At 67.4% G+C, this 19596-nt stretch carries 17 protein-coding genes; 2 read left to right on the top strand and 15 right to left on the bottom strand.

Going from position 1 to position 19596, the window contains the following annotated elements:
• The 12 genes from AB7O82_RS28015 to AB7O82_RS27960 all read right to left on the bottom strand — a co-directional run.
• On the bottom strand, positions 1 to 703 hold a 703-nt coding region (locus AB7O82_RS28015), incomplete at its 3' end, for an alpha/beta fold hydrolase (protein WP_428620715.1).
• A gap of 4 nt (positions 704 to 707) precedes the next feature.
• Positions 708 to 1562, bottom strand: coding sequence for an SDR family oxidoreductase (locus AB7O82_RS28010; RefSeq protein WP_428555986.1), 855 nt, complete (start codon positions 1560 to 1562; stop codon positions 708 to 710).
• A 389-nt stretch (positions 1563 to 1951) separates the two neighbouring features.
• On the bottom strand, positions 1952 to 2920 hold the full coding sequence (locus AB7O82_RS28005; RefSeq protein ID WP_428555992.1) for a Bug family tripartite tricarboxylate transporter substrate binding protein: 969 nt from the start codon (positions 2918 to 2920) through the stop codon (positions 1952 to 1954).
• A 44-nt stretch (positions 2921 to 2964) separates the two neighbouring features.
• Positions 2965 to 3771, bottom strand: coding sequence for an ABC transporter permease (locus AB7O82_RS28000; RefSeq protein ID WP_428620714.1), 807 nt, complete (start codon positions 3769 to 3771; stop codon positions 2965 to 2967).
• Positions 3771 to 5354 carry a hypothetical protein gene (locus tag AB7O82_RS27995; protein WP_428549754.1) on the bottom strand — a complete coding sequence of 528 codons (1584 nt, stop codon included), beginning with the start codon at positions 5352 to 5354 and terminating at the stop codon, positions 3771 to 3773. Before AB7O82_RS27995 ends, AB7O82_RS28000 begins: the two co-directional genes overlap by 1 nt.
• A gap of 16 nt (positions 5355 to 5370) precedes the next feature.
• Positions 5371 to 6150 (bottom strand): ABC transporter ATP-binding protein, encoded by a 780-nt coding sequence (locus AB7O82_RS27990; RefSeq protein WP_428549756.1) that lies wholly within the window; start codon positions 6148 to 6150, stop codon positions 5371 to 5373.
• Positions 6134 to 8023 (bottom strand): acetyl/propionyl/methylcrotonyl-CoA carboxylase subunit alpha, encoded by a 1890-nt coding sequence (locus tag AB7O82_RS27985; protein ID WP_428549758.1) that lies wholly within the window; start codon positions 8021 to 8023, stop codon positions 6134 to 6136. Before AB7O82_RS27985 ends, AB7O82_RS27990 begins: the two co-directional genes overlap by 17 nt.
• Positions 8024 to 8095: 72 nt before the next feature.
• Positions 8096 to 8914, bottom strand: coding sequence for an enoyl-CoA hydratase-related protein (locus AB7O82_RS27980; RefSeq protein WP_428620712.1), 819 nt, complete (start codon positions 8912 to 8914; stop codon positions 8096 to 8098).
• A gap of 96 nt (positions 8915 to 9010) precedes the next feature.
• Entirely contained in the window at positions 9011 to 10171 is a 1161-nt protein-coding gene (locus AB7O82_RS27975; protein WP_428549762.1) for an acyl-CoA dehydrogenase family protein, read from the bottom strand.
• Positions 10172 to 10271: 100 nt separating this feature from the next.
• Positions 10272 to 11432: an acyl-CoA dehydrogenase family protein gene (locus tag AB7O82_RS27970; RefSeq protein WP_428549764.1), complete on the bottom strand. Its 1161-nt coding sequence runs from the start codon at positions 11430 to 11432 to the stop codon at positions 10272 to 10274.
• Between the two features lie 15 nt (positions 11433 to 11447).
• Positions 11448 to 13064, bottom strand: a complete 1617-nt coding sequence (locus AB7O82_RS27965; protein ID WP_428620710.1) for an acyl-CoA carboxylase subunit beta — start codon at positions 13062 to 13064, stop codon at positions 11448 to 11450.
• Between the two features lie 4 nt (positions 13065 to 13068).
• Positions 13069 to 13932, bottom strand: a complete 864-nt coding sequence (locus AB7O82_RS27960) for an SDR family oxidoreductase (RefSeq protein ID WP_428549768.1) — start codon at positions 13930 to 13932, stop codon at positions 13069 to 13071.
• Positions 13933 to 14082: 150 nt separating this feature from the next.
• Here AB7O82_RS27960 and AB7O82_RS27955 point away from each other — a divergent pair, with 150 nt between their 5' ends.
• Positions 14083 to 14379 carry an SCP2 sterol-binding domain-containing protein gene (locus AB7O82_RS27955; protein WP_428549770.1) on the top strand — a complete coding sequence of 99 codons (297 nt, stop codon included), beginning with the start codon at positions 14083 to 14085 and terminating at the stop codon, positions 14377 to 14379.
• Positions 14380 to 15086: 707 nt separating this feature from the next.
• Here AB7O82_RS27955 and AB7O82_RS27950 read toward each other — a convergent pair.
• The 3 genes from AB7O82_RS27950 to mddA are packed head-to-tail and all read right to left on the bottom strand — an operon-like array spanning position 15087 to position 18598.
• On the bottom strand, positions 15087 to 17192 hold the full coding sequence (locus AB7O82_RS27950; protein WP_428549772.1) for an alpha/beta fold hydrolase: 2106 nt from the start codon (positions 17190 to 17192) through the stop codon (positions 15087 to 15089).
• A 4-nt stretch (positions 17193 to 17196) separates the two neighbouring features.
• A complete protein-coding gene (locus tag AB7O82_RS27945) occupies positions 17197 to 17814 on the bottom strand; it encodes a TetR/AcrR family transcriptional regulator (RefSeq protein WP_428549774.1) in 618 nt (205 codons plus the stop codon).
• Positions 17792 to 18598 (bottom strand): methanethiol S-methyltransferase, encoded by an 807-nt coding sequence (gene mddA / locus AB7O82_RS27940; RefSeq protein ID WP_428549776.1) that lies wholly within the window; start codon positions 18596 to 18598, stop codon positions 17792 to 17794. Before mddA ends, AB7O82_RS27945 begins: the two co-directional genes overlap by 23 nt.
• Before the next feature lie 169 nt (positions 18599 to 18767).
• Between mddA and AB7O82_RS27935 the strand changes: the two genes are divergently transcribed.
• Positions 18768 to 19595, top strand: a complete 828-nt coding sequence (locus AB7O82_RS27935) for a class I SAM-dependent methyltransferase (RefSeq protein WP_428620709.1) — start codon at positions 18768 to 18770, stop codon at positions 19593 to 19595.
• Position 19596 lies beyond the last annotated feature (1 nt).

Below are 19596 nucleotides of genomic sequence, written 5' to 3'. Positions count from 1 at the left end.
CCTCGAGGTGCTCCACCAGCTCCTCGGGGTTGCTGTAGAAAGGCGAGTGGCCGCATTCCATGCTGATGACCTTGCAGGGCGTCAGCTTCACCATCTGGCGCTGCAGCGAGATCTTGACGGCATTGTCGAAGATGCACTCGATGTACCAGCGCGGCACCGAGCCGAAGCGCTCCTCGGTCAGGGTGACAGGGGTCGTCGAGATCGACAGGGGTTGCGGGCGCAGACGCTCCATGGCGCGGTAGCGATCCTCGGGCGAGACGTCGGCGTAGAACAACCCAGGGATCCTGTCGCGCGCAAAGGTGTAGGTGAGGCCGTCGGGGCTGACCTGGCGTGACAGGCGCCACATCGCGCTCGGATCGAGGCTGCTCATGTCCCGGCCAGTCTTGCCCGGCTGCGGCAGGATCGCGCAAAGATAGACCAGGGCCTTGAGCTTGCGGCGCCGCGCCTCGGCGAGCGCGCTGATGGTGATGCCGCCCAGTGAATGGCCGACCAGCACCACCGGCTCGTCCATCTTGTCGAGCAGGCGCGACAGCTTCTCGACATTGTCGGCCAGCGTGACGTTGGCCGGCGGCATCTGGTCCTTGCCCATACCCGGCAGGTCAGGCGCGCAGACCCGATGACCGTGCGCTTCCAGGAGCGGCACGACCTTCTCCCAGCACCAGCCGCCATGGGCGGCGCCGTGGACCAGCATGAACGTGGCCATCGGCTCAGCTCCGCCCGACCAGCGTGCGCGCGTCCGGCGCGGGCACGAAGAAGTCGGGCATCAGGGGCGTGCCGGGCGAGACGGCGTACTTGTCGAAGTCGGTCAAGCCCTCCGCCGCCAGGACCTCGTCGTCGATGAAGAAGTTGCCCGTGCAGGTGCGCGCCGGCCGGTTGAAGATGGCATGGGCCGCATCGGCCATGATCTCCGGCTTGCGGCAGCGCTTCATGCCTTCGTCGCCTCCGAGGATGTTCTGGATCGCCGCCGTGGCGATGCCGGTGCGCGGCCACAGGCAGTTGAAAGCGATGCCCTTGTCCTTGAACTCCGCCGCCATCGCCCAAGCGTAGACCGACATGCCGTACTTGGCGAGCGTGTAGGCCGCATGGTTGGCGAACCATTTGACGTCGAAATCGAGTGGCGGGGAGAGGTTCAGCACGTGGGGGTTCGTGGCATTCATGAGATGCGGGATGCACTTCTGTGAAACAAGAAACGTGCCGCGCGAATTGATCTGGTGCATGAGATCGTAGCGCTTCATCGGCGTCGCCAGCGTGCCGGTCAGGCTGATCGCGCTGGCGTTATTCACCAGGATGTCGATGCCGCCGAATCTGGTCACGGTCTCGGCGACGGATCTCTCGACGCTCTCCTCGTCGCGGATGTCGCACGCCAGAGGCAACGCCTTGCCGCCGGCTTTCTCGATTTCCTCGGCAGCCGTGAAGATCGTGCCAGGCAGCCGCGGATCGGGCTTCACCGTCTTGGCGGCGACGGCGATGTTGGCGCCATCGCGCGCCGCGCGCAGGGCAATCGCGAGCCCGATGCCTCGACTGGCGCCGGTGACGAACAGGGTCTTGTTACGCAGGCTCATGGCGCCCCCAAGAACAACTCGGGCTCTATAGCCGGCCCGGCAAGGGGCGGCTAGTCTCCGCATACCGCAGGGAGAGCCCGTGAATCCGTGCTTCGAAACGGCCACGCGACTATCACGCGCCATCCGGGCCGGACGGCTCAGCTCGGTCGATGCGACCAAGGCGCATTTGAAGCGGATCGCCGATCTGAACGGCGCTCTGAACACCCTGCCAACCTGACCGGCCAGCCGTCGGTCGTGCTGGCCTGCGGCTCCTCGCACGAGGGCTGCCGATCGGCCTGCAGCTCACCGGCCACAGGTGGCGCGATATCGAGCTGCTGAGCGTGGCGCGGGCAGTCGAGAATCTGTTGCCGCCGTACGCCGTGCCACCCGCTTGCGCTTGAGGCGCGCCGTCACTCGACCTTGACGTTCGCCTTCTCGATGATCGGCCGCCACTTGGCGAACTCTCCGCGCTGGTAGGCGCCGAAGGCCGCCGGCTGCATCTGCTCGGGCGTGGGAATGTCCTGGCCGAGATCCTCGAGCTTGCGCCGGATCGCGGGGTCCTTGAGCGCCGCCACGGCGGCGGCGTTGAGCCTGGCGATGATTTCGGGCGGCGTGCCCTTGGGCGCCCACAGGCCGTGCCAGATCGCGACCTCGATGCCGGGATAGCCCGCTTCGGCCGTGGTCGGCACGTCGGGCGCGGCAGCCGAGCGCGCCTTGGCGGTCACCGCATAGACCTTGAGCTTGCCGGCGCGGACGTGCGGCAGGGAGTTCGACGACTGGTCGATCATGATCTGGATCTGGTTGGCGATCAGGTCCTGCACCGCCGGGCCGGTGCCGCGATAGGGCACCAGCTGGTAGTTTGTGCCGGTGGCGGCGTGGAAGGCCATGACGCCGATATGCGAGCCCGAACCCATGCCGGCGGTTCCGCCCGAGATCTTGTCGGCATTGGCCTTGAGGTAGGCGACCAGCCCCTTGAGATCGCTGGCCGGCACCTGGTTGGAGGTCACCACCAGCAGCGGGTTGGAGGGCAGGCGCGCGATCGGCACCAAGTCCTCCAGCAGGTCGTAGTTCAGCTTCCTGTAGATCAGCCCGTTCACCACGTTGGTGCCGAGATGGCCGATGCCGATCGTATAGCCGTCGGGCGTGGAGCGCGCGAGCTTGCCCATGGCGATCGTGCCGGCGGCGCCGGTGACGTTGTCGATGATGAACTGCTGGCCGAGCTCCTTGCCCATGCGCTCTCCGACGATGCGCGCCATCAGGTCGGTCGGACCGCCCGCCGCGAACGGCACGATGATGGTGATCGGCTTGCCGGGATAGGGCTGTGCGAAGGCCGGGCCGGTCAGGGCCAAAGCCAGCAACGATACGACTGACCTGCGCAGCATGATGCCTCCCGACGAATTCAGGGCGATACGATAGCGAGACCTCAGCGCCAGCGCAGCACCGAGCGCTCGACCATGCCGAGGCCCCACGAGATCAGCAGGCCCAGGATGGACAGCATGACGACGCCGGCCAGCAGCTGGTCGGTCTGCATCAGGTTGCCGGCCGTCAGCACGAAGGCGCCGATGCCGTGCTGGGCGCCGATCATCTCGGCGGCGACCACCAGGAGCAGGGCGACCGAGGCGGAGATGCGAAAGCCGGCCAGGATGCCGGGCATGGCGCCGGGCAGCAGGATCTTGGCGACGATGTCGGTCGCCGGCAGGCCGAAGCTTTGGCCCATGCGGATCAGGTTGCGCGGCACCGAATCGCAGGCGCTGTAGGCCGAGATCACGGTCGGGAAGAAGACGCCGAGCGCGATGGTGGCGACCTTCGACGGCTCGCCGATGCCGAACCACAGGATGAGGAGCGGCAGCAAGGCGATCTTCGGGATGGGGAAGAGAGCCGACACGATCGGCAGGCCGCCGGCGCGCGCCGCCGAGAAGATCCCCATGGCGAGCCCGACGGCGAGTCCGGCGCCGGTGCCGATGAGCCATCCGGGAACGATGCGCTTCAGCGACGCCATCACGTGTTCCATCAACGTGCCGTCGAGCCACAGCTCGACCAGCGCGCGCATGACGGTGAGGGGACTGGGCATGAACAGAGACGGCAGGAGGCCGGCGCTCGACGCCGCTTGCCAAGCCGCGATGACGACCGCGAATACGATCCACGGCAGCAGGCGGCGCGGAGTCGGGTTGAAGCCGCCGCCGCGGAACGGGACGGGCCGGCGCTCGGGGAAGGTTTCGCGCGAGGCCATCAGCGCGGCGGCTCGAAGGACTTGATGCCGAACGGAGCGGCCGGTTCGCGCAGGCCGAGCTCGTCGCCCGACAGAATCAGCATCGCCTTGCCATTGTCGAAGAAGGCTCCCTTGATGTCTCTGGCGCGGTACGGAGCGGCCAGGACCCGACCATTCCAATCGAGGTGACGCGCCGACAGCTCGTCTCCTTCCACGACCACCAAACTCCGGCCATCGTCCTCGACGGTAATGAGGCCGACGCCGCCGAATTCCGATGCCTTGATCGGCTCGCCCTGAAGCAGGCCGTCACGGCTCAACCGCACAATCGTGCCATCGCCGGGCCCGATGGCAAATCCATCCCGGGCCACTGCCACGACGGTACACGGCCACGCCGGCAGAGCGACGTGCCGGATGCTTCCGTTGGCCGACTGGACGACCCATGCCGCTGATTGTTCATCGACGACCACGATGGAATCGCCGGCTGGACACGGCAAGTCCGTCAGCCTGCCTGCCGTCCGTCCGTCGGCCTTCAGCGCAAAGCGGGCTGCTTCCCTGGTTTCGAGGGAGTAGTTCTCCACCCCCGTGAGCGCGATCAACTGCCCGCCGTCATCGGACCACAGGCCGACGCGGTCGCCGTCGAGCGTCATGATGCGACGCCCTCCCGCCATCGCAACGAAGCGTGCCACGTTGATCTCGGGGTCGCCAAACGGCTTGCTTGCGAGGCAAGTTCCCGTCAGGTGCACCACGACTGGCGCCGTCATGCCCGAGAGGATCGCGGCGTCGCCGCTATCGATGAACGTGACCTCGGTCGCCCGCAACTCCGGGGCAGTCGAGCCGGTGGGTAGCAGACGGTGTCCAGTCGCATCGAAGATCCTGGTGAACATTGGCCCGGCGCCCCAGTTCACCGTGAAGCGATCGCCGCGCGGTGACCATCGCAGTCGGAAGAGCCCGTCCATATCGATCGGTGCCAGGGTGCGGTTGACGGTCTTGAGATCGTGCACCTGCTGGATGGCCCCGTCGGGCGTGCGAAGGACCATCACCCAATCATCGGTGATCGTGACTAACCCGCCATCGGGGCGGAAGGCATGGAAGAAGGGGCGATTGACCGAGACGCCGAAGGTGGCGCGCGCCGCCAGTCGAATCGTTGGTCCGGTCCTGTCGACGGCGAACAGGCCGATCCAGCCGTGCTCGCCGCTCGCCGCGACCCGATCACCCGTGGGCGAGACCACAAGACCGGGAATCTTGCCGAGCGGGCTGGCGACCGGCTTGCCGGTCGGCTGGCCGGAAGCGTCGAGCAGCGCAACGTGCGGCGCAGGATTGTCGAAGTCATCGGGCAGATCGACTGCATGGACGACGAAGGCGCCGTCCGGCCCTGCGCCAAATGTCTCGATGCCCGGTGGTCCAAACGGCGTGACGGCGACCGTGCCTGCAGATCGGTCGAAGCGTACCCGCAACAGGCGGTGCTCGACGTGCTCGCTGAAGACGGCGATGAGGTCACTTTCGGCCGCCACGGCGATCGAGGCGACAGACTGCGCCACAGCGCTCGCCGTCGCCAGCGCCAGAGCGCCGAGCAGGAACATCAGCAGGCAGGTGAGCGATCTCACGGGCGACGGGTCCGCGTTAGCGATCGACGGCCTGCATCTCGCGGTCCGCTGTCGCGGCTTCGTCGCGGATCAGTGACCACAGACGCTTGTGCACGTCGATCAGCAGACGGGAATGCTCCGGCTTCGCGCGCTCGGCGACGGGAACGTCGATGCCGATCACCTCGCGGATGCGGCCGGGCCGGCGCGACAGCACCACAACCCGGTCGGCGAGACGGGCGGCTTCCTCGAGATTGTGCGTCACGTACACCCGGGTGCTCTTGTCGCGCGCCCAGATAGCCAGCAGGTCTTCCATCAGGAGCTCGCGCGTCTGGGCGTCGAGCGCCGACAGCGGCTCGTCGAGCAGCAGGACCGCCGGCCTCACCACCAGCGCGCGGGCGAGGCCGACGCGCTGGCGCATGCCGCCGGACAGCTGCTTCGGGTAGGCGCCGGCGAAGTCGCCGAGGCCGGTAAGGGCGAGCGCCGCCGCCACCCGCTCGCGCCGCTCGGCGGCGCCCAGTGAACGATGCTCCAGCGCCAGCGAGACGTTGTCGGCCACGCTGCGCCACGGCAGCAGGGCGAAGTCCTGGAAGACGTAGGTGAACGGATTGAGCGAATCCTGCGGCGGCGGGCCAGACAGAGCGACCCGACCGGCGGTGGGCTGCAGCAACCCGCCGATGATGCCGAGCAGGGTCGACTTGCCGCAGCCGGACGGGCCGATCAGCGCGACGGTCTCGCCGTCGGTTATGTCGAGCTCGATGCCGTCCAGCGCCTCGACCGAGCCGTAGCGGTGAGAGACCTTCTCAATGTGCAGCGGCATCGGTCGCCAGGGTGACCAGGACGGTGCGGTTGGCCACCTGCTGGCCTTCGCGTACGGCGACCGATTCGATCCTCGCGTCGAGCCCCGCCTTGAGCTGATGCTGGATCTTCATCGCCTCGAGCACGATCAGGGTCTGGCCGCGACTGACGCTGTCGCCCGCCGCGACCTTGATGGCGACGATCTTGCCGTCCATCGGCGCGCGCAGCTTGCCGTCGCTGCCGGCTGTCGGCATGGCCGGCGGCGCGTAGGTCGTGTCGGTGAAGCGGACGGTGAGCGCCTCGTGATCGACGATGATGTCGTCGCCCTCGACGTGGAACGGCACCGCATCATCGATGGCTTCGGCCTCGGCCGCCGTCATCGACAGCGTCCGCTCCTCGCTGCCGACGGCGAGTCGGATAGGCGTCGGCTCGGGGTTGGAATTGCGCCAGCCGCGCAGCGCCGCCGGATAGCGCGCCGCCGACTGCCGCCACAGCAGTGCCGCCGCGAGCTTCCAGTGGGCGTCGCTCACCTTGGGCGGCACCAGGGCGTCGCCGGAAAAATGCTCGTCGATGAAGCCTGTCGTGGCGTTGCCGGCGGCGAACGCGGGATGCTCGAGCAGGCTGATCAGAAAGTGCCGGTTGGTGGTCGAGCCCAGCACCACGGTCTGGCGCAGCGCCCGCACCAGCCGCGCCCGTGCCTCCTCGCGTGTCGCGCCGTGCGCGATCACCTTGGCGATCATCGAATCGTAGTACGGCGAGATCACCAGACCGTCCTTCATGCCGTGATCGACCCGGATACCCGTTCCCGTCGCCGGCCGCCACACGGCGATGCGCCCGGTCTGCGGCAGGAAGCCCGCATAGGCATCCTCGGCGTAGAGCCGCACCTCGATGGCATGGCCGGAGAATGCCACCTGCTCCTGGGTGAGCGGCAAGAGCTCGCCGGCCGCCACCGCGAGCTGCCACGCCACCAGATCCTGCCCGGTGATCATCTCGGTCACCGGATGCTCGACCTGCAGGCGCGTGTTCATCTCGAGGAAATGGAAGGCACCGTCGGCGCCGAGCAGGAACTCGACTGTGCCGGCGCCGCGATAGCCGATGGCGCGCGCCGCGGCGACGGCCGCCGCCCCCATGCGGCGGCGCAATTCGGCGTCGACCGCCGGCGACGGCGCTTCCTCGATCACCTTCTGATGGCGGCGCTGCACCGAGCAGTCGCGCTCGCCCAGGTGAATGACGTTGCCGTGGCTGTCGGCAAAGATCTGGATCTCGACATGGCGGGCATCGACGACCGCTTTCTCGAGGATCAGTTCGCCCGAGCCGAAGGCGCTCTCGGCCTCGGTGCGCGCGCCGCGGATCGCTTCGAGCAGGTCCGTCTCGCGATCGACCAGCCGCATGCCGCGGCCGCCGCCGCCGGCTGCCGCCTTGACCATCACCGGCAGGCCGATCCTCCGCGCTTCCGTCCCGAGCCTGGCGTCGCTCTGGTCGGCGCCCTGGTAGCCCGGCACGCAGGGCACGTCGGCATCGATCATGCGCCGCTTGGCGGCCGCCTTGTTGCCCATGGCGGCGATGGCGGCCGGCGGCGGGCCGATGAACACCAGCCCGGCCTTTTCGCAGGCCGCGGCAAAGGCTTCGTTCTCCGACAGGAACCCGTAGCCCGGATGCACCGCGTCGGCGCCCGAGCGACGCGCGGCGTCGAGGATCCGATCGATGTTGAGATAGCTTTCGCCAATCGGCGACGGACCGATACGGACCGCGTCGTCGGCATAGGCGACGTGCGGTGCGTGACGGTCGGCGTCGGAATACACCGCCACGGTGCGATAGCCCATCGCCTTGGCGGTACGCATGACGCGCCAGGCGATCTCGCCGCGGTTGGCGACCAGGATCTTGCCGAACTTCATGTGAGGGGACGTCCGTCCTTGGTGTAGCAGCCCCAGCCGCGGGCGTCCTCGCGCACCATCATGTCGATCATCCTACTCCGTCGCCCATCGCGGCGGCCGCTTTTCGGCGAAGGCGCGCAGGCCTTCCGCGGCCTCCGGGCTGCGCCGCGCTTCGGCGAACTTGTCGGCGGCGAAATCGAGCACGGAAGACAGCGGTTCGCTGCCGACCTTCATGACAACCGCCTTGGTCAGGGCATTTGCCAAAGGCGCGCAGCGATCGATCTGTTTCAGTATCTCTTCGAGCTTGGCATCGAGCGCCGCGGAGTCCTTGACGAGATGGTGGACGATGCCCAGCCGCAGCGCCTCGGGACCCTTGAAGCGCGCTGCGGTCAGGGCGAGATGCCGGGTCTGCGGCACGCCGATCCGGGCGGCGACGAAGGGAGCGATCTGCGCCGGCACGATGCCGATCGCCGTCTCGCTCATGGCGAAGCCTGCAACCTCGGTGCAGATCGCCACGTCGGAGACGCAGAGCAGGCCGAAGCCGCCGGCGATGGCGTAGCCCTCGACCGCCGCGACCACGACCTGGGGGGTGGTGTTGACCATCTCGAGGAAGGTCCCGTACTCGCGGTTGTTGACGGCGATCGGGTCTTTCTCGCCGGGCTTGGGCGTGTCGCGGAAGCTCTGTTCCATGTTCTTCAGATCGGCGCCGGCGCAGAAGGTGCCGCCGGCGCCGCGCAGGACCACCACCTTGATGTCCCGCCGGTCGCGCACGATCTCGAACACCGCCCTGAGCTCGCCGACCAGTGTCGGGTTCAGCGCGTTCTTGACCTCGGGCCGGTTCAGCGTGACGTGCAGCCGCGAACGCTCGCGCTGCAGCAGCAGGGTCTGGTACCTGGGGGCGAAGTCGGACATTTCAAACCTCTTCTCTTCCGGCCCGCGGGCGTCCCGCCCGCTCATGAGCTTGAGCGGGCGGGACGCCCGCGGTCCGGATGACATGAGCCCGGCCCATCACCGATTTTCCAGCCGGGGCAGGGTGCCCATCAGCTTGGCGATGATCTGCAGCATGACCTCGTCGGCGCCGCCGCCGATCGAGGCGAGGCGCGAATCGCGGAAGGCACGCGCGGTCGGCGACTCCCAGAGGTAGCCGGCGCCGCCCCAGTATTGCAGGCAGCCGTCGGTCACCAGGCGCAGCGCGCGGCCGGCCTTGAGCTTGGCCATCGAGGCCAGCATGGTGACGTCGCTGCCGTCAAGATACTCCTCGCAGGCGCGATAGCAGAGCGAGCGCACCAGCTCGACCTCGGTGCTGAGTTCGGCGAGCTTGAAATGAATCACCTGGTTGTCGAGCAGCGGCCGGCCGAACACCTTGCGCTCGCGCGTGTACTCGATCGTCTGGGCGATCAGCCGCTCCATGCCGACGACGGCGCTGATCGCGCCCCACAGCCGTTCCTCCTGGAACTGCTGCATCTGGTAGACGAAGCCCATGCCCTCCTGGCCGATCAGGTAGCGCACCGGCACCTTGACCTCGTCGAAGAAGATCTGCGCGGTGTCGGAGCTGCGCATGCCGAGCTTGTCGAGCTTCTTCACCACCTGCACGCCCCTGGTCTTCATCGGCAGGCAGATCAGCGACTTGTTCTTGTGGACGGCGCCCTCGCCGGTGTTGGCGAGCAGGCACATCCAGTCCGCCTGGGTGCCGTTGGTGGTCCACATCTTGCCGCCGTTGATGACGTAATCGCCGCCGGCCCGCCGCGCCGTGGTCTTGAGCGAGGCGACGTCGGAGCCGGCGCCGGTCTCGGAGACGCCGAGACAGGCGACGTAGTCGCCGCTGATCGAGGGGGCGAGGAACTCCCGGCGCAGCGCGTCGCTGCCGTAGCGCGCGAGCGCGGGCGTCGCCATGTCGGTCTGCACGCCGATCGCCATCGGCACCGAGCCGCAGTTGATGTGGCCCAGCTCCTCGGCCATCACCATGGCGTAGGAATAGTCGAGCCCCATGCCGCCGAACTCGACGGGCTTGTTGATGCCGAGCAGGCCGGCGTCGCCGAGTTTCTTGAACACTTCGTGGGCCGGGAAGATGCCGTCCTCTTCCCACTGGTCGACATGCGGGTTGATGTCCCTGTCGATGATGGCGCGCAGCGTGCGGCGGATCTCGGCGTGTTCAGGGGTGAATTGCATCAGGCGCCCTCTTCGCTGGGACCGCGCCACTCCAGTGGCGCCTCTTCGTCGATCACACAGTCCATGAGCGCCACTGGAGTGGCGCGGTCCCAGCGATGACTCATCGGTTGCCCAGCCTGGGCAGGGTGCCCATCAGCTTGGCGATGATCTGCAGCATGACCTCGTCGGCGCCGCCGCCGATCGAGCCGAGGCGGCCGTCGCGGTAGCTGCGCGCCACTGGGTTGTCCCACAGATAGCCGGCGCCGCCCCAGTATTGCAGGCAGGCGTCGGAGACCTCGCGGCGCAGGCGGCCGGCCTTCAGCTTGGCCATCGAGGCCAGCATGGTGACGTCGTTGCCGGCGAGATATTCCTCGCAGGCGCGATAGACCAGCGAACGCAGCGCCTCCACCTCGCTCTTGAGCTCGGCCAGGCGGAAATGGATCACCTGGTTGTCGAGCAGCGGACGGCCGAACACCTTGCGCTCGCGCGTGTACTCGATGGTGGCGTTGATGATGCGGTCGCAGCCCATCAGGGTGCCGGCGCCGGCCCACAGCCGCTCCTCCTGGAACTGCTGCATCTGGTAGATGAAGCCCGATCCCGGCTCGCCGATCGTGTAGCGCACCGGCACCTTCACCTCGTCGAAGAAGGTCTGCACGGTGTCCGACGCGCGCATGCCGAGCTTGTCGAGCTTCTTCACGATCTGCACGCCCGGCGTCTTCATCGGCACGACGATCAGAGACTTGTTCTTGTGCACCTGGCCGTCGCCGGTGTTGGCGAGCAGGCACATCCAGTCGGCCTGCGCGCCGTTGGTCGTCCACATCTTGCCGCCGTTGATCACCCAGTCGCCGCCGACCCGGCGGGCGTTGGTCTTGATCGAGGCGACGTCGGAGCCGGCGCCGGTCTCCGAGACGCCGAGGCAGGCGACGTAATCGCCGCTGATAGAAGGGGCCAAGAATTCCCGGCGCAGCTCGTCGCTGCCGTAGCGGGCGAGCGCCGGCGTCGCCATCGAGATCTGCACGCCGGTCGCCATCGGGATCGAGCCGCCATTCACCAGCCCGAGCGATTCCGAGCAGATCATGGCGTAGGAGAAGTCGAGGCCCGAGCCGCCGAACTCGACCGGCTTGTCGACGCCCAGCAGGCCGGCGTCGCCCATCTTCTTGAACAGCGCGTGGGCGGGGAAGGCGCCTTCCTTCTCCCACTCGTCGACATGGGGATTGACCTCGCGATCGATCAACGTCTTCCAGGTCTGGCGCAAGGCCTCGTGCTCGGGCGTGAACTTCATCGTCGTGGGTCCTCGTTACATCCGGGCGACGCCGAAGGTGATGGGGTTGAGCGGCCGCACCATCGATTCGCGGGCGATCGACAGCGTGAAGGCAAGGATCCGGCGCGTGTCGCGCGGATCGATGATGCCGTCGTCCCACAGATGGGCGGTGCCGTAGAGCGCCGTCGATTCGCGATCGAACTGGTCGACGATGCTCTTGTACATCTTGTCGATCTGCTCGTGCGGCGGCTCCTTGCCCTCGCGCAGGAATTTCTGCTCGGTGACGGTCTTCATCACCCCGGCCGCCTGCTCGCCGCCCATGACGGCAGTGCGGCTGTTGGGCCAGGCGAAGATGAAGCGCGGGTCGTAGGCGCGGCCGCACATGCCGTAATTGCCGGCGCCGAAGCTGCCGCCGATCACGATGGTGATCTGCGGCACGGTGGCGTTGGCGACTGCCTGGATCATCTTGGAGCCATGCTTGACGATGCCGCCGCGCTCGGCCTCGGTGCCGACCATGTAACCTGTGGTGTTCTGCAGGTAGACGATCGGCGTGCCCTGCTGGCAGCACAGCTGGATGAACTGCGCCGCCTTGACCGAGCCCTTGGTGGTGATCGGCCCGTTGTTGCCGATGAAGGCCACCGGCTCGCCCTCGATCTCGGCCCAGCCGCAGATCGTCTGCTGGTCATACAGTCCCTTGAACTCGAGGAAGTCGGAACCGTCGACCAGGCGGGCGATCACCTCGCGCACGTCGTAGGGGTCCCTGTGCGAGGGCGGCACCACCCCGCACAGCTCGTCGATGTCGTACAGCGGCTCCTTGAAGGCGCGCACGGGACTGGGCGGCAGACGGTCGTTCCAGTGCCACTTGGCAATGATGTCGCGCGCCATGCGGATGCCGTCGGCGTCGTTCTCTGCCATCCATTCGGCGACGCCCGAGACCGTGGCGTGCATCTCGGCGCCGCCCAGCTCCTCGTCGGTCGCGATCTCGCCGGTCGCGGCTTTCAGGAGCGGCGGCCCGGCCAGGAACACCTTGGCCTGGTTGCGCACCATGATGACGTAGTCGCTGAGGCCGGGCAGGTAGGCGCCACCCGCCGTCGACGAGCCGTGCACCACCGTGACCTGCGGGATGCCACGTGCCGACATGCGCGCCTGGTTGGCGAAGCCGCGCCCTCCCGGCACGAAGATCTCGGCCTGGTACAGGAGATTGGCGCCGCCCGATTCGACCAGGTTCACCACCGGCAGCTTGTTCTCCAGCACGATCTGCTGCACGCGCTGGCCCTTGCGCTGGCCCGAGGGCGCGACGGTGCCGCCCTTGATGGCGCTGTTCGACGCCGTGACGACGCAGCGCACGCCTTCGACATAGCCGATGCCGGCGACCGAGCCGCCGCCGGCGCTCGAGCCGTCCCTGTCGTCGTGCATGCGGTAGCCGGCGAGCGGCATCAGCTCGAGGAACGGCGCGCCACGGTCGAGCAGCAGCGCGATGCGCTCGCGCGGCATCAGCTGCTTGCGTTTGGCGAAGCGGTCGCGCGATTTTTCCGAGGTGGCCTGCACGCTGGCCTCGGCCTCGCGGAACTCGGCGATGGCCGCCAGCATGCACTCGCGGTTGCGGCGATAGTCGTCGCTCGCGGCGTCGACCTGGGTCGAGAGGATGGGCATCGGCTCAGCCTCCCAGCACCTTGGGCGTGCGGGCGAGGTGGAAGCCGTTGAAAGGCTGCGAGCGGTCGGTCTGCGGCAGGTCCATCGAGCGGTTGCCGAGCGGCACGCCGCCGTCGATTCGGATCTCGGTGCCGGTGATGTAGGCGGAGGCCTCGCTCAACAGGAAGCAGACGACCGACGAGACCTCGCTCTCGGTGCCCAGCCGGCCCAGAGGACAGTGGTTCTTGAGCTTGGGGATGTTCTCCTTGAATTCGCCCTGGTAGGTGTCCATGCCCGACGAGGCGATCCAGCCCGGCGACACGGCGTTCACGCGCACGCCCGACTGCGCCCATTCGTAGGCGAGCGTCATGGTGAGGTTGACCATGCCGGCGCGGGCGGCACCGGTGTGCGCCATGCTGGGAAAGCCGTTGCGCATGTCGGCGGCCATGTTGACGATCGAGCCGCCGTGCTGCTGCATCGACTGGGTGTAGACCTCTCGGCTGACGATGAAGCCGCCGGTGAGATTGTTGCGCACGACGACGTCGAAGCCCTTGGCGCTCATCGCGGCGGCGGGGGCGGGGAACTGGCCGCCGGCATTGTTGAACAAGCCGTGGATGCGGCCGTTGCGCGCGACGATGGCCGCGATCGCCTCCCTGACCTGGGCCTCCTCGCGGATGTCGAAGGCATGCATCTCGCACGAGCCGCCGGAGGCCTCGATCTCGCCCTTCACCGTCGCGAGCTTGTCGGGTTTGCGGCCGCTGATCACGACGTGCGCGCCGAGCGCTGCGATCTCGTGAGCCGTGCAGCGGCCGATGCCGCTGCCGCCGCCGGTGACGATGATGGTCTGGCCTTCAAACAATCCCGGCTTGAAGACCGAGCGATACGTCATGTTTCCTCCGACGCCATGTTTTCTCCGACGCCCGTTTACCGTTCATGCGGGGGGCCGCCCGGCTGAACGACCGTTCATCGGCGTGTAGTTGACGTTTACGTAAAGGTCAAGTAAGCCCCCTCGTCGATTGGCCGACAGGAGGAACTCGCCATGACCTTGCAGGAAATCACCGCGAAAATGAAGGAAGGGGCTTCGAAGAAATCCTCCTTCGGCAACACCGTGAAGTTCGCCACCGACCAGGGCGTCGTGCACATCGACGGCAACGCCAATCCACCGTCGGTCAGCAACGACGACAAGGCGGCCGACTGCACCATCAAGATGGATTTCAGCGACTTCGCCGACCTGATCGGCGGCAAGCTCGACGGCATGACCGCGTTCATGACCGGCAAGCTCAAGATCGAAGGTGACATGGGCGTCGCCATGAAGCTGCAGAGCATCCTGCGCTAGCGACTGCCGCTGCCAGGGCGGGGACTGCTCCCCCGCGGTGGCGCGCTCCCGGCGCATTCTCAGGAGAGGTGAACGCGCGCCCGATCGCCGGCATGTCTGAGCGAGCTGCATTAGAACGACCCCGGATTCTTGCGGTCGGTGCGATCGCTTGCGGCCGCACCCTTTCGAATCAAGGGGTCGACCCGACCGCAAGCGACCGTTCGCATTGCCCGCTTGCGGTCGCACCGACGTTCTTGCGGTCGCGGCCGCTGCGCACCCGAGCGCGCAGGTCGTTCCTCACCGTCCTCGGGCGGCCGCGTAAATTCGGGCCGGAATCTTGCGTCATTTGCGTCATTGCGTCACCGGCCTTTGAAATCAGGGGGTTGGCGCTGACGTACGCGCTCGGCGTTGTGTCGGTGGGAACCCGGCTTGCGTCGGCGCGGTCGATCACGTGCGTGCCCTGCGATTAGCGCGAAGTTTCGTCGTCAGCGCTAACACGGCGCCGGGCGGAAGGGCAGGTGCGACAGCCGGATTGGCTTGCTCCTGCAGCCAGTCGATTGCGCGCTCTGCCTCTTGGGCGGCGACACCCCCACCTGTTGTGTCTTGTTGTGCAATCGTGCGCCCCGGGGCGCACGCACCGTGTTGGCTGTGTCAGCGCCCACGCCTCCCTCGGTGGTCCCGGATTCCAGCCGTACGCGCTACCACGACACCGCAGCGGCCGATTGGCGTCAGAGCAGTTCCGACAGCATTGCTGCCGCGCGGCGCGCGCCATCGGTCTCCACGGGCCTGGACCCGACCGGGGAGGAGAGAGCATCGACCATGGCCTGGGCGATGGCGTCCGGCGTCGCAGTCGCATAGTCCATGCGCCGGCCCGCCCCGTACTGGTCCAGTCGATGGGCGACATGGACGTTCTGTTCGAAATGGTTCTGTAGCGGAAAGTACAGGAAGGGCGTTGCCGCCGCGGTGAGCTCCATGCAGGTCGTAAGTCCGCCCTGGACCAGGGCGAGATCGCAGGCTGCGAGGTGGCGGTCGAGATCGGGTACGAAGGCGCGTAGCTCGACACCCGGCGGTGCGCCAAGGCTCGCCGGATCGATGCGCGGCCCCGTGACGACGACCATCCGCAGGCCCGCAACGCGTCTTGCGGCCATCGGCCAGCTCTGCAGGATGCGCCGGAGCAGGGGCGTGCCGACGCCCGAGCCGCCTACGGTCGCGATGCACACGAGCTCGTCGTTGCGATATCCGAGGCGTCGCCGCAACTCGTCCCGCGGGCCGAGCGATTGCGGATGCTCGCCGAGGATATAGCCCGAGAAGTCATAGTGCCGCGGAATCCAGTCGCGCATCTCGGGCAGATCGCGACCGAATGACAACGGTACGATATCCTGCGGCCGGCCGACGAAGATCGCGCGGCCACGGACCTCGGGACGATGCTCGACATGGCCGAGCATCTCGGCATTGTAGTCCGTCGTCAGCAGGGCCTCTCGCGCGCCGCCCGCTGGCATGGGCACGAAGCCGACGAAATCCGTCAGCCAGGCGAGCTGCGCCTTCTTGAGCTCGGGGTGCTCGTGCCAGAAATGGTCGACCTCCCAGGCCTCGTCGGCGACGACGAGATCGTAGGCGCCGGCCTCGACCGCCTCCTGGAAGACCATGAAGTTGGCGATCAGAATCTCGTCCATGCGCCTTATCGCCTGGAAGGCATTGAGGTCGTGCTCGCCTGCTTCTGCCTCGATATGGCGTGATTCGCTGACCAGGCGGGCGCTCGCCGGATGCACAGGCTCGCCGGCCGAGGTCAGCAGCCGCGTCACCGGATCCTGCGTCAGCCAATCGATCGCGATACCAGGATGGAGCTGCCTCAACTCCCGTGCCACGGCGATGTCCCGGCGTCCGTGACCCAGGCCGATCGGCGACGAGAGGTAGAGGACGCGCTTCTGCCGAGGCATCCTGCGGCGCGACCGCATGGGTGAGGGGATTTGCAGGCGACGGTCGAGGAAATCCACGATGAGCGCGTTGCACTTGGCGGGAAAGCGGCCAAGCGGATTGTGGCCGCCGCCGGGAATGGTCACGAACTCGGCCCTCGCAAGCTCGGCGACCAGCGCGCCGCGCGCGTGCTGCTGGATCTTGTCCTGGTCGCCGTGGAGGACCAGCATCGGGCAGGCGATGCGCCTGTACATCTCCTCGCCAACCTCGAAGGAAGGCGGAACGGTGCGCGCCTCGACGGTGCGCGCCAGCACCGGCCCGCTGGTCTCGGATGCCCAGGCGAGGCCGTCCTCGATGTGCTTGGTCGAGTGCGGCTCGGAAAAGATGTGGCGAACGAAATGGTCGGCGAAGGCGGGATAGTTGTCGAGCCAGTAGTCGCGATTGTACTTGTCCCAGCCCTCGAACGTGTCGCGCCGCGCGTGGAAGTGATCTGGCAGCATGTAAGCGTGGGCCGGCCCGATGGCGGCCGATGTGCCGGCGATGATGGCGGCCCTCACGCGTTCCGGATGGTGCGCTGCGACAATGCAGCTGAGATGCCCGCCGAAGGAGAGGCCGACCAGGATCGCCCTGCCGGCCTTTGCTGCATCCATGACCGCGAGCAGATCGGCGACATGGTTGTCGAGCGAGTACGCCGCTGTCTCCTCCGGCCGGCCGGATTTGCCGTTGCCGCGCGGGTCGTAGGTGATGCAGCGGAAGCGTTCGCTGAAATAGGGAATCTGGGCCTTGTAGACGCGCGAGTGGACGATGCTCCACGGCGGCACGAACACCATCGTGTCCGGCGCGTCACCGTAGATCTCGTAGTGAAGGCCAACGCCATTGCGCTCGACGATTCCTTCTTGCGAGGGAAGTCGCGCGCGCATCGGCTCACCGTCTGGCCGATCGGCTTTCAAGCAGGCGGATCAGGTCGCCGAAGCGACGAAGGGCGGGGCGCAGCGGCAAGCCCTTCTTCTCGAAGTCCAGCAGGAACAGCGACTCCGTGCCAATGAAGGCGCTGGAGGCGAAGGCGCTGACCTCTTCGGGCGTGAATCCGCCCAGGCTCCCCAGTTCCTTCTCGGCGTCCCGGGCAACGCCAGTGATCAGGTCGCACCAGGCACCGATGCCCGCCCGGATGAGCTTGGCGACGGCCGGATCCGACCAGCTTGCGCTGATCAGTTCCTGCAGGACGTGCACGTAGCCCGAGCCGATATCCTCGTCGAGATAATCGCAGGCACGGTCCCAGCGTTGCGAAAGGCTGAGGCTCCGGTCGGCGAACATTGCGTTCTGGCGGTCGAGGAGCTGGGCGTTGAGATACTCGAACAGGGCCAGCAACAGGCCCTGCTTGGACCCAAAATGATAGTGGATCTGGCTGAGCGGTACGCCGGCCTCTGCCGCCACGTCGCGGGTCGAGAGGCCGGCATAGCCGTTGCGCCGCAAGACCACTTTGGCCGCCTCGAGAAGCGACTCGCCGGTCTCGATCTTCCTAGTCGTTGCCGCGCGCGCCATCGATTCCTCTTGCTGCAGCCGTAGTGTCTCCGCCACCACCGGCACCGCGGCCGGGCAGGGGCAGGAGCATGCCGACCCTTTCACGGTAGCGCCGATACTGGTCGCCGAACAAACCGACCAGATCGCGCTCCTCGAGCTGGATGCCGATCAGGATGTAGCCCGTCGTCGCCACGGCGAACAGCAGGTGACCGGCGGTCATGGTCGGCGTGGCCCAGAAGGCAAGCAGAAAGCCGAGATAGATGGGATGGCGCACACGCCTGTAAAGGAACGGCGTGCGGAACACCGGTTCCGGAACGCTCCTGCCGAGCAATCGCGCGACGACCTGGCGCAGGCCGAACAGCTCGAAATGGTTGATGAGGAAGGTGCTGAGCAGCACCAGCCCCCAGCCCAACCAGAACACCGCCTGCAGCAGCAGGCCGCTCATGCCGTCGACCGACCAGACGATCGGCAGCTCGATGGGACGCCACTGCCAGTAAAGCAGCACCAGGGCGAGGCTGGCGAGCAGGACGTACGTCGTGCGCTCGACCGGCTGTGGCACGAAGCGGGTCCACCAGCGCTTGAAGGCGGGTCGCGCCATGACGCTGTGCTGGAGCGCGAAGATCGCGAGGAGCAGCGTGTTGACGAGGAGGGCGGGGATCAACGGCCCCGTGGCGCCGCTGTCGATCGTCTTGGGCACTAGGCCGGGAATGGCAAGGTTTCCGACGAACGCGATGGCGTAGAGGAAGGTGGCGAGGAACAGCATGTAGACGAGTGTGCCGTAAAGCAGCGAGACAATACCGCCCATGGGAGTCTCCTTGGTTTCACGTCGTCAAGTGGTAGTTCGGTCGACCGACCGAAACCATACTAGATTCGGTCGATCGACCGAGTCAAGCTTGCGAAGGGAGATGTCCATTCGCTGGCATCGCGAGCGGAGTAAGGGACCTTCCTCTTGGCGCCTGGGCTAGGATCGGATCATGACCAGCCCGACCATCACGCCCCAGCTCGATCTCGACAGCGAGCAGCTCGCCCGCGCCTACGAACGCGAGAGCGCGACGCGGCAGTTCGAATCGGGCAAGCGGCTGGTCGGCGACCTCGCCCTCGTGCCCGGAGAGCGCGTGCTCGACGTCGGCTGCGGCACCGGCCGGCTCGCCGAGCACATCGCCGACATCGTCGGCCCGTCGGGCAGCGTGCTCGGCATCGATCCTCTGGTGGAGCGCATCGCCATCGCGCGCGGGCGGAGCCGCGCCCATCTCGCCTTCGAGGTCGGTGATGCGCGCGACCTCGGGGGCCTCTCCGATGCGAGCTTCGACGCCGTCCTGCTGAACGCGGTGTTCCACTGGCTGCCCGACAAGGCGGGGCCGCTCTCGAGCTTTATCCGCGTGTTGCGGCCGGGCGGGCGGCTCGGCCTGACGACCTGGCCGCCCGGTCAGCGCACCATGCTGCAGCAGGCGAGGCTGGAAGTGCTGGCCGAGCCGCCGTTCGATCGCCATGTCCGGCCGGCCGACGGCGTGTTGTTCCGGGTCGATGAGGATCGGATGCGGGCGCTGCTCGGGCAGGCGGGCTTCACCGACATCCGGATCGAGCTGCGCCCGGCCGAGCAGACGTTTGCCGATGCCGAGGCCGCCATCCGCTACTCCGAGGCGAGCGCGTTCGGCAATTTCCTGGGCCATCTGCCGGTCGAGTTGCGCGCCCGGGCGCGCGAGGAAATCCGGCGCCAGCTGCAGGCCAAGGTCGGCGATCAGCCCGTCGTGCGGCGCGAGCATCGAATGGTCGTCTTCGCCCGCAAGCCCGAGGGCGCGTGAC

Origin of the sequence: Reyranella sp., from assembly GCF_050185545.1 — a bacterium.
Lineage (GTDB): Bacteria > Pseudomonadota > Alphaproteobacteria > Reyranellales > Reyranellaceae > Reyranella.
The sequence above is the reverse complement of the archived record's forward strand: the minus strand, read 5'-3'. Positions and strand labels throughout refer to the sequence as shown.

Coding starts and splice junctions, on each gene's coding strand:
- AB7O82_RS27935 (WP_428620709.1), top strand. CDS start 18,768: ATGACCAGCCCGACCATCACGCCCCAGCTCGATCTCGACAGCGAGCAG.
- AB7O82_RS27970 (WP_428549764.1), bottom strand. CDS start 11,432: ATGAAGTTCACGCCCGAGCACGAGGCCTTGCGCCAGACCTGGAAGACG.
- AB7O82_RS27980 (WP_428620712.1), bottom strand. CDS start 8,914: ATGTCCGACTTCGCCCCCAGGTACCAGACCCTGCTGCTGCAGCGCGAG.
- AB7O82_RS27985 (WP_428549758.1), bottom strand. CDS start 8,023: ATGAAGTTCGGCAAGATCCTGGTCGCCAACCGCGGCGAGATCGCCTGG.
- AB7O82_RS27955 (WP_428549770.1), top strand. CDS start 14,083: ATGACCTTGCAGGAAATCACCGCGAAAATGAAGGAAGGGGCTTCGAAG.
- AB7O82_RS27950 (WP_428549772.1), bottom strand. CDS start 17,192: ATGCGCGCGCGACTTCCCTCGCAAGAAGGAATCGTCGAGCGCAATGGC.
- AB7O82_RS27975 (WP_428549762.1), bottom strand. CDS start 10,171: ATGCAATTCACCCCTGAACACGCCGAGATCCGCCGCACGCTGCGCGCC.
- AB7O82_RS27945 (WP_428549774.1), bottom strand. CDS start 17,814: ATGGCGCGCGCGGCAACGACTAGGAAGATCGAGACCGGCGAGTCGCTT.
- mddA (WP_428549776.1), bottom strand. CDS start 18,598: ATGGGCGGTATTGTCTCGCTGCTTTACGGCACACTCGTCTACATGCTG.
- AB7O82_RS27990 (WP_428549756.1), bottom strand. CDS start 6,150: ATGCCGCTGCACATTGAGAAGGTCTCTCACCGCTACGGCTCGGTCGAG.
- AB7O82_RS27965 (WP_428620710.1), bottom strand. CDS start 13,064: ATGCCCATCCTCTCGACCCAGGTCGACGCCGCGAGCGACGACTATCGC.
- AB7O82_RS28000 (WP_428620714.1), bottom strand. CDS start 3,771: ATGGCCTCGCGCGAAACCTTCCCCGAGCGCCGGCCCGTCCCGTTCCGC.
- AB7O82_RS27960 (WP_428549768.1), bottom strand. CDS start 13,932: ATGACGTATCGCTCGGTCTTCAAGCCGGGATTGTTTGAAGGCCAGACC.
- AB7O82_RS28010 (WP_428555986.1), bottom strand. CDS start 1,562: ATGAGCCTGCGTAACAAGACCCTGTTCGTCACCGGCGCCAGTCGAGGC.